At 72.2% G+C, this 13236-nt stretch carries 14 protein-coding genes; 8 read left to right on the top strand and 6 right to left on the bottom strand.

From position 1 onward, the window contains the following. The first annotated feature begins 68 nt into the window (after positions 1–68). On the top strand, positions 69–494 hold the full coding sequence (locus tag HNP44_RS20830) for a cold-shock protein (RefSeq protein WP_310437692.1): 426 nt from the start codon (positions 69–71) through the stop codon (positions 492–494). Between the two features lie 126 nt (positions 495–620). On the opposite strand, the gene HNP44_RS13565 is transcribed toward HNP44_RS20830, so the two are convergent. From HNP44_RS13565 to HNP44_RS13555, 3 genes are all read right to left on the bottom strand, one after another. Further along, positions 621–1373, bottom strand: a complete 753-nt coding sequence (locus HNP44_RS13565; protein WP_259140967.1) for a hypothetical protein — start codon at positions 1371–1373, stop codon at positions 621–623. Positions 1374–1734: 361 nt separating this feature from the next. Further along, positions 1735–2274 (bottom strand): DUF2771 domain-containing protein, encoded by a 540-nt coding sequence (locus tag HNP44_RS13560; RefSeq protein ID WP_259140966.1) that lies wholly within the window; start codon positions 2272–2274, stop codon positions 1735–1737. After that, complete coding sequence (locus tag HNP44_RS13555) at positions 2267–3979, bottom strand: MFS transporter (RefSeq protein WP_259140965.1); 1713 nt, start codon at positions 3977–3979, stop codon at positions 2267–2269. Before HNP44_RS13555 ends, HNP44_RS13560 begins: the two co-directional genes overlap by 8 nt. Positions 3980–4065: 86 nt before the next feature. On the opposite strand from HNP44_RS13555, the gene HNP44_RS13550 reads away from it, so the two are divergent. Genes HNP44_RS13550 through HNP44_RS13540 form a run of 3 tightly spaced genes read left to right on the top strand, consistent with a single transcriptional unit; the run spans position 4066 to position 7905 of the window. Continuing rightward, the gene (locus HNP44_RS13550; protein WP_259140964.1) at positions 4066–4794 is read left to right on the top strand and encodes a DUF3027 domain-containing protein; all 729 of its coding nucleotides are present in this window, start codon (positions 4066–4068) and stop codon (positions 4792–4794) included. Between the two features lies 1 nt (position 4795). Then, complete coding sequence (locus HNP44_RS13545; protein ID WP_259140963.1) at positions 4796–7315, top strand: sacsin N-terminal ATP-binding-like domain-containing protein; 2520 nt, start codon at positions 4796–4798, stop codon at positions 7313–7315. Beyond that, on the top strand, positions 7309–7905 hold the full coding sequence (locus HNP44_RS13540) for a phosphatase PAP2 family protein (RefSeq protein WP_259256889.1): 597 nt from the start codon (positions 7309–7311) through the stop codon (positions 7903–7905). The genes HNP44_RS13545 and HNP44_RS13540 overlap by 7 nt, the downstream gene beginning before the upstream one ends. Here the strand turns inward: HNP44_RS13540 and HNP44_RS13535 are convergent. Beyond that, positions 7844–8113, bottom strand: a complete 270-nt coding sequence (locus HNP44_RS13535; RefSeq protein WP_259140961.1) for a DUF2530 domain-containing protein — start codon at positions 8111–8113, stop codon at positions 7844–7846. The genes HNP44_RS13540 and HNP44_RS13535 overlap by 62 nt on opposite strands. A gap of 55 nt (positions 8114–8168) precedes the next feature. On the opposite strand from HNP44_RS13535, the gene HNP44_RS13530 reads away from it, so the two are divergent. Beyond that, the gene (locus tag HNP44_RS13530) at positions 8169–8609 is read left to right on the top strand and encodes a MarR family winged helix-turn-helix transcriptional regulator (RefSeq protein WP_259140959.1); all 441 of its coding nucleotides are present in this window, start codon (positions 8169–8171) and stop codon (positions 8607–8609) included. A gap of 98 nt (positions 8610–8707) precedes the next feature. Here the strand turns inward: HNP44_RS13530 and HNP44_RS13525 are convergent, their stop codons facing one another. Then, positions 8708–9859 carry a GNAT family N-acetyltransferase gene (locus tag HNP44_RS13525; RefSeq protein ID WP_259140957.1) on the bottom strand — a complete coding sequence of 384 codons (1152 nt, stop codon included), beginning with the start codon at positions 9857–9859 and terminating at the stop codon, positions 8708–8710. A gap of 24 nt (positions 9860–9883) precedes the next feature. Between HNP44_RS13525 and HNP44_RS13520 the strand changes: the two genes are divergently transcribed. From HNP44_RS13520 to HNP44_RS13510, 3 genes are read left to right on the top strand one after another with little or no spacing between them, the layout of a single operon-like run. Beyond that, complete coding sequence (locus HNP44_RS13520) at positions 9884–10690, top strand: TrmH family RNA methyltransferase (RefSeq protein ID WP_259140955.1); 807 nt, start codon at positions 9884–9886, stop codon at positions 10688–10690. Then, positions 10687–10968 carry a DUF2537 domain-containing protein gene (locus HNP44_RS13515; RefSeq protein WP_259140953.1) on the top strand — a complete coding sequence of 94 codons (282 nt, stop codon included), beginning with the start codon at positions 10687–10689 and terminating at the stop codon, positions 10966–10968. Before HNP44_RS13520 ends, HNP44_RS13515 begins: the two co-directional genes overlap by 4 nt. A 35-nt stretch (positions 10969–11003) precedes the next feature. Then, positions 11004–12263 carry an MFS transporter gene (locus HNP44_RS13510; protein ID WP_259140951.1) on the top strand — a complete coding sequence of 420 codons (1260 nt, stop codon included), beginning with the start codon at positions 11004–11006 and terminating at the stop codon, positions 12261–12263. Between the two features lie 236 nt (positions 12264–12499). Here the strand turns inward: HNP44_RS13510 and HNP44_RS13505 are convergent, their stop codons facing one another. Beyond that, a complete protein-coding gene (locus HNP44_RS13505) occupies positions 12500–13234 on the bottom strand; it encodes a DUF6928 family protein (protein WP_259140949.1) in 735 nt (244 codons plus the stop codon). Positions 13235–13236 lie beyond the last annotated feature (2 nt).

The following is a 13236-nucleotide window of genomic DNA, read 5'->3' as shown; positions in this document are numbered from 1 at the left end:
TAGTCCCAGTGCGTCCCGCCGTTCGCGGGGCGCGTTTTGTTGTTCTTAGTGCAGAGCGGGTGATGACGGTGCCTACCGGCAAGGTCAAGTGGTACGACACGGACAAGGGCTTCGGCTTCCTCTCCCAGGAGGGCGGGGAGGACGTGTACGTCCGTTCCTCCGCGCTGCCCGACGGGGCCGAGGGGCTCAAGCAGGGCCAGCGCGTCGAGTTCAGCATGGCCGCCGGACGTCGCGGCCCGCAGGCGCTGACGGTGACCGTGCTCGAGCCCGCCCCCAGCGTCTCGCGCGGCGCGGCGGCGGGTGCCCAGCGCGGCCGTCGGCCGGCGGCGAACCGTCGACCTGCCGAGGACCTGAACGTGCTGATCGAGGACATGATCCAGCTGCTCGACGTGGGCGTGCAGCCCGAGCTCCGCAAGGGCCGCTACCCGGACCGCAAGGCCTCCGAGCAGATCGCCAAGGTGCTCCGCGAGATCGCCCGGGAGCTGGACTCCTAGGTCCGCGGTTGCGCAAAACGGGTGCGAGAACCGATCCGCACCCGAATCGCGCAGCCGCACCCGGTACGCCGGGTGCGACCGGGTGAATCAGGTGCGAGAGCTCGTTCGCACCCGATCTGCGCGTGCCTATCCCGCCTCGAGCAGCCCGTGACGCCGCAAGGACGGGCTGAGCAGCGCACGGAGAGCGCCGTCGCGCTTGAGGATGCGCCAGCCGAACCGGACGACCTCGAAGCCCGCTTTCTCGAACTCCTCTTGGCGTGCCTTCTCCCGCTCAAGTGCCTCCGCCTTCTCCGCGTCGGTCTCGCCGTACTTGCCGCGTCCATCGAATTCTCCGATGAGCGATTCGCCGAAGGTGAAGTCGGCGAAGTAGGTCGCGTCGCCGAGGTGATACCCGACCTGGAGCTCGGGTGACGGAAGCCCCCACGCGAGCATCTGCATCCGCGCCCACGATTCACCCGCGGACTCGCTCTTGTCCACGGACATAGCGAGTCCCTGTCGCGCGACGTCCGAGCCTTGTCGACGGCCCAACCGGTCGAGACATTCCTGGATCTCGGCGCGGGGAACAGGCAGCGGATCGTCCGCCGACGGATACCGTCGCACGCGGCGGATCGCGTCGAAACCGATCACCGCGCGGATGAGGCTGCCGGTCATGGCGCCGTCGACGGCGGTGCGAGTGCGGGAGGTGACGGCGCTCCCGTCGACCTCGACGACGTCCGCCGGCGGGAGCGGACGCGGGTGGAGGAAGTTCTTCCCGCGCACGCCTCCGCCGCCGGGCCGATCGACTGTGATGTGGACCAGTGAGCGATCAGGCTCGAAATAGGGGATGTCGTGCAGCTGCGCAGCGCTCTGATGGCTCGCCGCTCCGCGCCGTCGCTGCATGGTCGAGATGACTCTGGTGCGGTACAACTCGGCGGCGCTGCGGTCACCGGGTTCTATGTGTCACCGGGTTCTATGTAGAGTCCGGGCGCTGACCGGATCAGCTTCTGGGCCCGCACCGCTTTCGTGATCGTATTGCTGCTCCAGCCGATCGAACGCAGATGCGCCCGCGGCATGATCTCCCCCATGCGGAGATTCAACCGCAGCGGCGCGGCGCGACCAGCTCTGCACCGCGAGTTATCCACAGCCCACAATGGCCATCCACAAGCGATCCGCACCCGAACCGCGCAGCCGCACCCGGTACGCCGGGTGCGACTGGGCGAAGCGGGTGCGGGAGCTCATCCGCACCCGAAATGCGCGGCTGTTACGGCTTCTGGACGAGCGCGAAGTCCTTGGGCGTCGTGTCGATGCCCCAGACGGCCTGGGCGATGAGGTTGCCCGACGCGTCCTGGTACTGCGACGGGACGTTGATCTCCACGGCCGCGACCCACAGGTCTTCGGTCGACTTGAGCACGAGCGTCGCCTCGGCGGGATCGACGTGGGTGATCGTGTCGAGCTTCGCCTGGCCGCGCTTCGGGTCGTAGCGCTGCACCGTCAGGAACCAGGGGCGCTCGGTGATGTATTCGGGCAGTGAGATGACGATCGCCTGGCCGAACTCCACCGGCAGCTTCACCGGGCGCTGCGCAGTGTCACAGGCCGACGCCTGGACGTTGGTGCAGAACTGCATCGGAGCGACGTTCAGCATCGTCTTCCCGACGGTGGCCTGCAGCGTGGGTCGGGGCTTCGGCTCGTCCCGCTTCTCGAGCCCGGCGACGATGGTGAAGGCGAACAGCACCGCCGCGGCGACGGCGAACACCGCGCCGGCGAGGAGGAGCTTCGGGCTGGGCTTGATCAATTCAGACACCGTTCATCGTGGGTGGGACGTGTTCCGGCCGCTTGCCGCCGAAGTTCGGGATCAGCGAGCCGCCGCGGTAGGTGAGCACCGTCTGTACGGTGCCGACGACCATGATCGCGGCGACGGTCGCGAAGCCGATCCACAGCGTGGGCGGCAGCAGCACACCCAGCGCGGCGCCGCCGACCCAGCCGAGTTGCAGCGCCGTCTCGGACCGGCCGAAGGCGGAGGCCCGGGACTCGTCGGGTAGGTCGTCCTGGATCGACGCGTCGAGCGAGACCTTGCCAAGCGCCGACACCCCGGACGCGACGAAGGTCACAGCGGCGACCACGATGAGGTTGCCGAAGACCGTCGCGATGATCGCGCCGACGGTGGCCGCGACCGTCGCCTGCACGACGATGCGCGCGGGCCTCGGTAGCTGCAGCCGGGCGCCGATGCCGTTGCCGATGAAGTTGCCGATTCCGGCGGCCGCGCCGACCGCTCCGATCATCAGCAGGGACTCGGTGGCGGAGCCGCCCGCCGCCTGCTCCGCTTTGCTGTAGAAGGCGACGTACAGGGTGAGGAAGCCGGTGAGCACGCGGATCGTGGTGTTGCCCCACAGTCCGGTGACCACGCTGCGGCCGAGCGGCACCCGCAGGTTCTTGAACGCCGCGCCGAGCTTCGCGCGGCTGCCCTCCGTGTCGTGCCCGCGTTCGGCGTACGCGCGGTCCGCCTGCCGTTCCGCGTCGCGTGCCATCGCGCCGGTGTACGACAGGGTGGTGGGCACCTCGCCCGCCGTGCTCTCCACCCGCTTCGGGATGCGCATGCACATCACGGCGCCGAGCACCGCGAAAACCATGAGCGCGTACATACCGCCGGGGATGTGCAGCATCCGGCTGAGCCCGAACTCGGCGCCCGCGGCGATCGCGCCGCCCACGCCCGAGCCCACGACCAGGCCGAACAGGGTGAGCCGCGAGTTGACTCGGGCCAGGTCGATCGATGGTGGCATCACCCGCGGCACCACCGCGGATTTGAGCACCGAGAAGGATTTACTCATCACCATCATCGCGAGCGCACAGGGATAGAGCACCCACGGATCGAAGTTGACGGTGTTCGCGATCGGGTCGTACTCGCAGTTCGTGATGAGCAGCACCGCCAGCGCGACCCGGATCCCGAAGGACGCCGCCAGCGCGACCCGGCGGCCGTGCTGGATGCGGTCCAGCAGCGGCCCCATGAACGGCGCGATGATCGCGAAGGGCGCGATGTTCACCAGCAGGTACAGAGCGACCTTCGACTTCGACTCGGCCTGCGCTGCCGCGAAGAACAGCGTGTTCGCCAGCGCCACCATCATCGCGGCGTCGACGGCGTTGTTGAGGATCACCGGGTAGGTGAGCGCCGTGAGGCCGGACTTGTCCGCACCGTCGGCCTTGGTGGCCTGATGCCATTTCGCGATCCCGGCCTCGGTGATCTCACGGCTGCGCATGGCCGCCACCCGGGTGACCGTGATCTTGCGCGGCATCCGCCGCTGCTCTTCCTCGGCCGCGCGCCGGTCGGCTGAGGTCGGGGTGTCCTCGAGCGGGGGGAGATGGTGGTTCGAGGTGTACTGCGGGCGCGCATCGCCGCCCGACCCCTGCCGCACGGACTGCCCGCTGTGGGCATGCGGCGTCGGCCCCGGACGGCGCCGGGGCTCGTCGGGGGGATACTGCTGTTGCCCCGGATGACCGCTCACACCGACCATTGTTCCGCATCCGCGGCGGTGCCGTCTTCGGGGGCGTGTGCCGCCCGGCTGCACCTGCGCGCCCGCCATCCGGCACAATCGGACGGGTGAGTTCCACATTGCAGTCAGGCGCCGCGGTCGACCTCGCGCGCGCCGTACTGGAGGCCGACGAGGGCGCCCGGGTGGGCGCTCACGTCGCCACCGTGGTCGAGGACGAGTTCGCGGTGGCCCATTACTTCGAGGCCGACGTACCCGCGTACCGCGGCTGGCAGTGGTGCGCGGTGATCGCCGCGACCCCCGGCGGGGAGCTGACGGTCTCGGAGACAGCGCTGCTGCCCGGACCCGACTCGCTCACCGCCCCCGAGTGGGTGCCGTGGGAGGAGCGGATCCGCGCGGGCGACCTCGCCCCGGGCGATACGCTGCCGCCCCGCGAGAACGACGTGCGCATCGAGCCCGGTCACACCCTGTCGGGTGACCCGGCCCTCGACGACGTGGCCGGCGAGATCGGCGTGAACCTCGAGCGCGTGATGTCGCGGATCGGCCGGATCGACGCCGCCGAGCGCTGGCTGGCCGGCGACTTCGGCCCGGAGTCCGAGATGGCCCGCTCCACCCGCTACCACTGCGGCGACTGCGCCTTCTTCCTGCCGCTGGCCGGCGCGCTGGGTGCGGCCTTCGGCGCCTGCGGCAACGAGTATTCGGCCGACGGTCGCGTCGTGCACGCGCACTACGGCTGCGGCGCGCACTCCTCGGTCACGGCACCGTCGGGCCAGGGGAGCCCCGCGTACGAGCCCTACGACGACGGCGCCGTCGAGAAGGTCCCCGCCGAGCAGGCCTGACATGGCCGCCGATCCGTTCGGTACCGCCGCGCTGCGCCGCGCGACCCTCGCCGCCTGGCGCGATTCGCCCACCCGCGCGGCCGAGGATCTCGCCGCCGAGCGGGACCTGGTCACCGTCGGCTACCGCGACCGCGTCGCCGTCGAGCTGGCGCAGAACGCCGCCGACGCCGCCACCGCCGCCGGGATCCCCGGCGAGCTGGCCGTCTGGGCCGAGGCCGACGGCGTGCACGTCGCCAACACCGGCGCCCCGCTGTCGAAGTCCGGGGTCGCGTCCCTCGCCGCGCTGCGCGTCTCGCCCAAGTCCGACGGTGCCTCCGTCGGCCGGTTCGGCGTCGGCTTCGCCGCGGTCCTGGCGGTGACCGACCAGGTCGAGATCCGGTCGACGGGCGGCGGGATCGTCTTCTCCGCGGAGCGCTCCCGCGCCGATTCCGGCCTCGACGAGGTCGCCGCGATGCGCCTGCCGTACCCCGTCGCCACGCCCCCGCGCGCGGGCTTCGCGACCGAGATCGTGCTGGTCGGCGTGGATCCCGCGCTGCTCGCCGAGTTCGCCGATCAGGCCGCGGACCTGCTCCTGGACCTGCCCGCGCTCGCGACGGTCACCGTCGGCGACGAACGGTTCGAAACCCCCGACCTCGTCACCGGGCACGGCCCGCACGCGCGGTGGGTGATCGGCGCCGACGCGCGGTTCCTGCACGCGCCCACCCGCACAGACGAGCCGCTGACCCTGCCCGTGCGGGTCATCGCCGACCTGCCGACTACGCCGGACCGCCGCCGCCTGCACCCCGACGCGGACGTCGCCCTCGCGGTCCGCGGCTACGCCTCCTTCGTCGCCGCGCAGCCCGACCCGATGGCGCTGCTGCCGCCGCGCCGGCCGCCGGCCGGCCCCGTCGACGCCCTGCTGCGGGAGGCGCTCGAGGACGAGCTGCGTGGGCACGCCTGGGTCCCCGGGCCCGACGGTGCGCGGCTGCGGCCGGACCGCGCCGCGGTGCTTCCCGGGCTCACCGTCGAGCTGAATACTCTGTTGTGCGAGGCGCTTCCGTTGGCGCTGCCCGCATACTCCTCGGCGCCGGACGCTGCGCGCCTGGTGGCGCTCGGCGCCCGCGAGCTGACCGCGGCGGACCTCGCCGACGCGGTGCCGCGCGACCGCGATCCGGCCTGGTACGGCGAGCTGTACACCGCGCTCGACGCCGCCCGTCTGCCCGCCGACGACCTGGGCGCGCTGCCGGTGCCGCTCGCCGATGGGCGCGTGGTGACCGGGGCGCGCGGCGCGAGCCTCGTCGCCGGCGACGCCGACGCGCTGGCGCTGGTCACCTGGGCGCGGATCGTGCACCCCGCGGCGGCGCACCCGCTGCTGGAGCGGGCGGGCGCGCGGCGGCTGAGCCCCGTGGACCTGCTCGGCGATCCCGCGTTGCGCGAGGAGGTGGGCCGGATCGACTGGGAGGCCGGCGCCACCGACGCGGATCTCGAGCTCACCGAGGCCGTGCTGGGGCTGATCGGGCGCGGCACCGTCGGGCCGAGCTTCCTGGGCCTGCTGCCCGTCCCGGGCGACGACGGCGCGCTGTACCCCGCCGACGAGCTGCTGGCCGCGGCCGCGCCGCTGCGCGCGGTGCTGGGGGAGGACCACCCGTACGGCACCGTCGCCCCCGATTTCGAGGCGCGGTACCCCGCGGAGGCACTGCGCGCGATCGGCGTCGGCTGGTCCTTCGGGGTGCTCCGCGAGCCCCTGCCGACCGAGCCCGACGGGAGCCTCGACGGCGCGGACGAGTGGTGGGCGCAGCTGCCGGGGGAGCCCGACGAGCTCATCGCGGTCCGCGACCTCGACCTGGTCGAGCACTGGGAGCCCGCGTACGCGCTGCTGGCGGAACTGCCCGGCGTGCTGGACGATCCGGACGGCTACACCGCCTGGTGGCTGCACACCCGCACTGGGCTCGGCCGGCTGCGGTCGCCCGACGACGAGACCTTCGCCGGGCTGCTCGACCCATGCACGCACCCCGCCGCGCCGCGGCTTCGGGCGGCGCTGCTGCACGCCGTCCGCACGGACGCGGACGCGCAGGTGCTGGTCGACGCGCTCGCCGATCCGGCGCGCACGCCGTCGCCCGCCGTGGTGATCGCCGCGCACCGCGCGATCGCGGGGCACCGGCTCGCGGAGCTCCCCGCCCGGGTCCGGGGCATCGACGGGGAGGTCCTCGACGCCGACGACGCCGCGGTGCTCGACGTGCCGCACGCGCGGTTCACCGCGTCGGGGCTGGTCTTCGGCGGGCTCGACGTGGCCGCGGACCTCGCCGACACGCTGGACCTGCCCCTCGCGGGCGCCGAACCGGTCGAGGTCCTGGGCGCCGGCGACCGCTTCGCGCGCGGCGCGCACCCGGGCGTCACACTGGCTCAGGCCCTCGGGGAACTGCCCGACGCGGCGGAGGTGCACGTCCACGACGAGCTCGTGGTCGCGGTCGGCGGGGCCGAGCGCCGCGTCCCGTACGTCGTGGCGGACGGTGTGCTCCACGTACAGTCGAGACGGTGGTGACCGACGGCGACGCATGGCCCAACCCCGTCGATCAGGGCGCGCTCGACTGGATGCTCTCGATCCGTGGGGACGCGCTCACCGCGGTGATGCGCGCGATCACGACGGTGGGGAACACCGCGTCCATGTGGGCGATCGGCATCGCCGGGTTCCTCTACCTGCTGCTGCGCTCCAGGCGAGCGGACTGGGCGCTGTACTGCGGCCTGACCCAGTTGTTCGGGCTAGGGCTGATGGTCGTGCTCAAGACTCTCTTCGGGCGGGAGCGGCCGCCGTTCCCGCCCCGGCTCGTGGTGATCTCGTCGGAGAGCTTCCCGTCCGGGCACGCGTTGAACTCGATGGTGGTCCTCGGCACCTTTGCCGTGGCCGCCTACGCGCTGACGGGCCGACGGTGGCCGTTGGTGGCCGCGCTGGTCGGAACATTCGCCATCGGCCTGAGCCGGGTGTACCTGGCCGCGCACTGGCTGCTCGACGTGGTGGCGGGGTGGACGATCGGCGCTCTCGTGGTCGCTCTGGGGCTGGGTGTGCTGCGGCTCACACGAGACCGCGCTGTGCTCCCCGATCGCCGCGCAGGGCCGCCCGCCGCTGCAGGGTGAGGACGGTGGCCCCGAACGCGCCGACGCCGACGCCGCACGCGCACACGATCCATGCGTCGCCGAAGGTCCCGCGGGCCAGCAGGGTGATGACGAGGGCCACTGCGAACGCAATCGTCCCGGCGATGACGACGGGCCGGGGCTCGGTCGCGGCGCGGGGAAGTTCGGGTGCTGTGACGGTGTTTCCCGGCTCGTTCCCTTGAAGGTTCATCGTTACTCCCGGGGTTCATGCGCGCAATTGCAGTAGTCAGATGTACTCTAACGCCGTGACTGACAATGACGATCGGCTGGCGGGAGAGCTCGCTCTCGCCACCGTGCGGTTCGCCCGCCACCTCCGCGGCCGGCGTCGCGATTCGCTCGTCTCTTTGACGCAGCTCTCCGCGCTCAACGCGCTTGCTAACGACGGGCCGCTCACGCCCGGGCAACTCGCGGCGCGCGAGCGCGTGCAGCCGCCGTCGATGACCCGGGTCATCGCCTCCCTCGCCGACCTGGGGCTGGTCCGGCGCGCCCCGCACCCCACCGACGGCCGCCAGGTGATCGTCAGCCTCTCCGACGAGGGCGAACAGGTCATCACGGGCGAGGCCGCGGCGCGCGAGGCGTGGCTGCGCGGCAAGCTCGACGATCTGCCGCCCGAGCAGCGCGCGACGCTCGGTGACGCGGTGGGAATTCTCAACGGCCTCATTGCCGCCGAAGAGAAGCAAAGCTGAATCCCGTCGGATTCTCGATCGAATATCGAACGGCCCTATCGGTGTGATTCCGATAGGGCCGTTCCTTATCCGTCATTGAATCGGGGCGGTCGGCGAATTCAGAACGAGGTCCCGAGTTCCGGTCGACACGCGGTGACGAAAATCCGCAGCGCCTTCCAGTTTCCCGCGATCCGGCCGGCGCGGGCCAGGGTGCTCGGTGATACCGCACCGAGGTACAGCCCGGCGAGCGTCGGCCCGCTCAGCGAGACCGACGGTGCCTCTTCCGTGGTCCGGCACCGCGCGATGCCGCCGTCGACCGTGAGCCGGTACGCGGTGCCGTCCACGCTCAGCACGACATCGCCGTCGCTTTCGTAGGTCCGGGCCTCGAGGGCGGCGGGCACGTCGAGGAAGGCCAGCCACAGCCGGTCCTTGTGGTCGGTGACCTTCACCGAGCGCGGGTCGACGAGCATCTCCCGCAGCGGATGGTCCGGCGGCAGGTCGGCGGTCACCTCGTCGAAGGTGTCGAGCCCGAGGACCGTCTGCCACAGGTCGGCGGTGGCCTCGTCGGTGAGGGCGCGGACGTCGTCGAGTTGCGCGCGATCCTTCTCGTCCACGCGGTAGGCGACGTAGCCGTCCGGGTGCAGCAGCAGCCTGCGGGCCGTGCCGCCCCAGCGCGCCCACTCCGGGTCGGCGTGGAAGAGCTCCCAGAACTGTTCCGCGGATACCGAACCCGGGGTTGCGGCGTGCCACCGCCGGTACAGGTCCTCGACGGCTTCGCGTGCGGCCACGGCGTCGGTGATGCGGGTGCGCAGCGGACCGGGGAGCGGGGTGCGCAGCCGGGCGGTGCGACGGGCGATGGTCACCTCGTCGACGATGGTCGCGACGCCGTAGCCGAACCGCTCGTAGATGGTGCCCTCACTCGCGGTGAGGATCGCGACGGCGTTGCCGGCGGCCCGGTAGCGGGAGTGCAACTCGTCCATCATCGTCCGCAGCACTCCGATGCGGCGGTGGCTGGGCGCCACCGAGACCCAGGTGACGCCGGGCGCGGCGAGCTGCGCGCCGCCCGGCACCGTCAGGGTGAGCGCGAAGGAGCCCGCCACGCCGACGAGCGTGCCGTCGGTGGTGTCGCGGGCCACGACGAACCGGTCCAGGTCCAGGGTGCGCCGGAGGAGCGGTGCGGCGTCGGCTTCGAAGGGGGAGCCGAAGGCGTGCACGTCCTGTGCGTACATCTCGGGCCAGTCGGCTTCGGTCGCGGTACGGATCTCGATCACGTAGTTCGATATTAGGCTGGTGGGGTGCCGGCGCAACCGATTTATCCGATTCACGACGCGGATGACCCGCGGCTCAGCGACTTCCGCGACCTGTCCTCCGCGGACAAGCGGCCCGACCTCGCGCGCGGCGTCGTGCTCGCCGAGGGTGTGCCGGTGGTGGAGCGGATGCTGGCGTCGCGCTTCGTGCCGCACGCGATCATGGGCGGCGAGTCGAAGCTGGCGCGGCTGGAGGGACTGGCGCCGGACGTGCCGCGCTACCTCGTGACCGCGGACCTCATGGCGCGGGTGGTGGGCTTCCATCTCAACCGCGGGGTGCTCGCCGCGGCCCGCCGGCCGGCGCCGCTCGACGCGGGGGAGCTGTTGGACGGTGCGCACACCGTCGTCGTGCTCGAGGGCGTCAACGACCACGAGAACCTGGGCTCGATTTTCCGCAACGGTGCGGGGCTGAGTGCCGACGCGGTGCTCTTCGGGCCGCGCTGCTCGGACCCGCTCTACCGGCGCGCGGTGCGGGTGTCCATGGGTCACGTGCTGCTGGTGCCCTTCGCGCACCTGCCCGCGACCGGGTGGCCGGATGCGGGGCTGGGCGTGCTGGCGGAGCACGGATTCCGGACGGTGGCGCTGACCCCGTCGGGGGAGGCGACGGTCGCCGCGGCGATGGCGGGCGGTCCTGCACGGGTGGCCTACCTGGTGGGCGCGGAGGGGCCGGGCCTCGATCCCGCGACGATGGCGGCGGCCGACGTGCGCGCGCGGATCCCCATGTCGCGCCGCACCGATTCCCTCAACGTCGCCACCGCGGCGGCGCTGGCCCTCTACGAGCGCACCCGCACATGACCGCGCCGCGCTACACCCCGTGGATCACCGGCACCGCCGTCGCTGCGGTGGTGGCGATGCTCGCCGGCGGCGTGCTCTCCGGGCTGTTCGTGGCGGTGATGGTGGTCAACCGATGGCTGGGGATGTTCCTCCTCGTGCTGGGCACCGCGGGGGCCGTGCCGGTGCTGTCGGCGTACCGTCGGCGGCCGGTGGTGCGGTTCTTCTGCGCAGGCTTCGTAGGGGCGATCGTGATGGCCTGGCTCGCGGCCGTCGTGGCCCTCTCCAGCGGGCTGGTCTGAGACCCTCCGGAAAACTTAGGACTACTATCGGACGAGTGCCGAGCGTCTTCGTTTCCCTGCGAACGAGGAACTACCGACTCTGGGCCGGCGGTCAGGCGGTCAGCCTGGTGGGCACGTGGATGCAGCGCGTCGCCGAGGACTGGCTGGTACTCGACCTCGCCCACGGCCGCGGCTGGGTGCTCGGCGTGGTGATGGCGCTGCAGTTCGGGCCCACGCTGTTCCTCTCCGCCTGGGCGGGCCTGCTCGCCGACCGCTACGACAAGCGCCGGGTACTCATGTTCACCCAGACCGCCGCGGCGGCGTGCGCGGCCGTGCTCGCGGTGCTCACGCTCACCGGGGTGGTGCAGCTGTGGCATGTCTTCGTGCTGGCCTTCGTCTTCGGCTGCGTGACGGCGATCGCCGGGCCCTTCCGGCAGGCGTTCACGATCGAGATGGTGGGGCCGGAGCTGCTGCCCAATGCCATCGGCCTGAATTCGATGGTCTTCAACGCCGCGCGGATCGTGGGGCCGGCGATCGCCGGCCTGCTCATCGCCGGGGTGGGCACGGGGTGGGTGTTCGCGGTGAACGCGGTGTTCACGGGCGCGATCGTCGCGGCGCTGCTGCTGATGCGGGCGAGCGAGCTGTTCCCCGCGCCGCCGGTGCCGCGAGCGCGGGGGCAGCTGCGGGCCGGCTTCGCCTACGTGCGGCGGCGGCGTGAGCTGGCGCTGGTGATGATCGCGGTCTTCTTCGTCTCCACCTTCGGCATCAACTTCCCGCTCGCGCTCTCGCTCCTGGCGCGCCAGGGCTTCGGGTTGGGCGCCGACGCCTACGGCCTGTTGTCGACGCTGCTCGCCGTCGGCACGCTCACCGGGGCGCTGCTCGCCGCGAAGCGGACGGGCATGGCGTCGCTGCGGACCTGCCTCGTGGGCGGCTGCGCCTTCGGCGTGGCTTCCGTGCTGGCGGGGCTGGCGCCGTGGTTCTGGCTCGTGGCAGTGCTGCTGACACTCGTCGGGCTGCTGCAGATGGCCTTCACCACCTCCGCGATGAGCATCATGCAGCTGTCGGTGGATCCCGAGTACCGAGGCCGCGTGATGGGCATCTACATGCTCGCCTTCCTCGGCGGGACACCCCTGGGTGCGCCGCTGCTCGGCGCCATCGCCGACGTGACCACCCCCGCCGCGCCGCTGCTCGTGGGCGGCGTGGTCTCCGCCGTCACCTGCGCCCTCTGCGGCGCCTACGCGCTCCGACGGTCCGCCGCCGCGGAGGTCTTGCGGGGAGCGACGGTCGGGGAGGCGGCTGCGCGCGGGGAGCAGTAGTCGCGCGGAACAGCAATGCGCCCCGCGCATAATGCCTGCTCAGTTACCTCTCGCTGTGCGCGTGCGCTGCGTGAGATACAGCGCTCCGCAGTCAATTCGGGTGCGGATGTGCTCCCGCACCCGATTCGCCCCGTCGCACCCTGCATGCCGGGTGCGACGGCGCATTTCGGGTGCGGATGGCCTCACGCACCCGTTCTGCCCGCAGCCGGTCCCGCTGTGCGTCGCCCCGGAGCGGCTCAGAAACCGAAGAAGCTGCGGACCCTGCCGCGGTCCTCGTAGCCGGGGTCCGGCTGCTCCACCGGGGGCTGCGGCGCACCGTCGGCCTGGGCCTGGACGACCTGCTCCTGGGAGGCGGGCACGAAGTCGATGACCTGGATCCGGGCGGGGTCGAGGTCGGTCGGCGCGAGCGGGTGCGTGTAGCGGAAGCCGAGCATCTCGCGGTTGGCCTGCTCCGCGAACTCCATCGGGTGGAAGGGCAGGGCGCGCGGGTCCGGGGTGACGCCCTCGGCGTACGACAGCGGGTGCTCGCCGGCCCAGAATGGCCCCTCGAAGAGCTCGGGCAGGCCCTCGTCCTCGAGGATGTCGACGGGGTGGGCGGAGAAGGATCGCTGGCGTGCTCCGTCGGCGCGCAGCGCGAACCCGCCGACGGCCCGTTCCGGGGCCGTGACCAGCAGGAACGAGCGGTGTGCGGGGACCAGGTTCCACCAGGACTCGTCGAGCTCGCTCGGCCGGTCCACGCGCAGGCCCGCGTGGGTGATCACGGTCAGCCCGCCCCAGGCGGCCACGTAGACGTGGCCGGGCATCGGATCCGCGGCGCGAGCGAGGGACTCGGGCCGCCCGACGACGGGCTCGCCGAGCACCTGCTCGGCGATCGCGCGGGACGCGGCCTCGTCGGGCCTGCCGACGATCGCGAGAATGCCCTTCGGCTCCGCGACGTCGAGGAACCAGAGCGTCGCAGCTGTAGCGCCCACGA

Source organism: Tsukamurella ocularis, from assembly GCF_024807615.1.
Lineage (GTDB): Bacteria > Actinomycetota > Actinomycetes > Mycobacteriales > Mycobacteriaceae > Tsukamurella > Tsukamurella ocularis.
The sequence above is the reverse complement of the archived record's forward strand: the minus strand, read 5'-3'. Positions and strand labels throughout refer to the sequence as shown.

What these genes read in the sequence shown, in the direction of transcription:
- HNP44_RS13565 (WP_259140967.1), bottom strand. Translation starts at nt 1,373, where the DNA reads ATGCAGCGACGGCGCGGAGCGGCGAGCCATCAGAGCGCTGCGCAGCTG.
- HNP44_RS13555 (WP_259140965.1), bottom strand. Translation starts at nt 3,979, where the DNA reads ATGGTCGGTGTGAGCGGTCATCCGGGGCAACAGCAGTATCCCCCCGAC.
- HNP44_RS13545 (WP_259140963.1), top strand. Translation starts at nt 4,796, where the DNA reads ATGGCCGCCGATCCGTTCGGTACCGCCGCGCTGCGCCGCGCGACCCTC.
- HNP44_RS13535 (WP_259140961.1), bottom strand. Translation starts at nt 8,113, where the DNA reads ATGAACCTTCAAGGGAACGAGCCGGGAAACACCGTCACAGCACCCGAA.
- HNP44_RS13515 (WP_259140953.1), top strand. Translation starts at nt 10,687, where the DNA reads ATGACCGCGCCGCGCTACACCCCGTGGATCACCGGCACCGCCGTCGCT.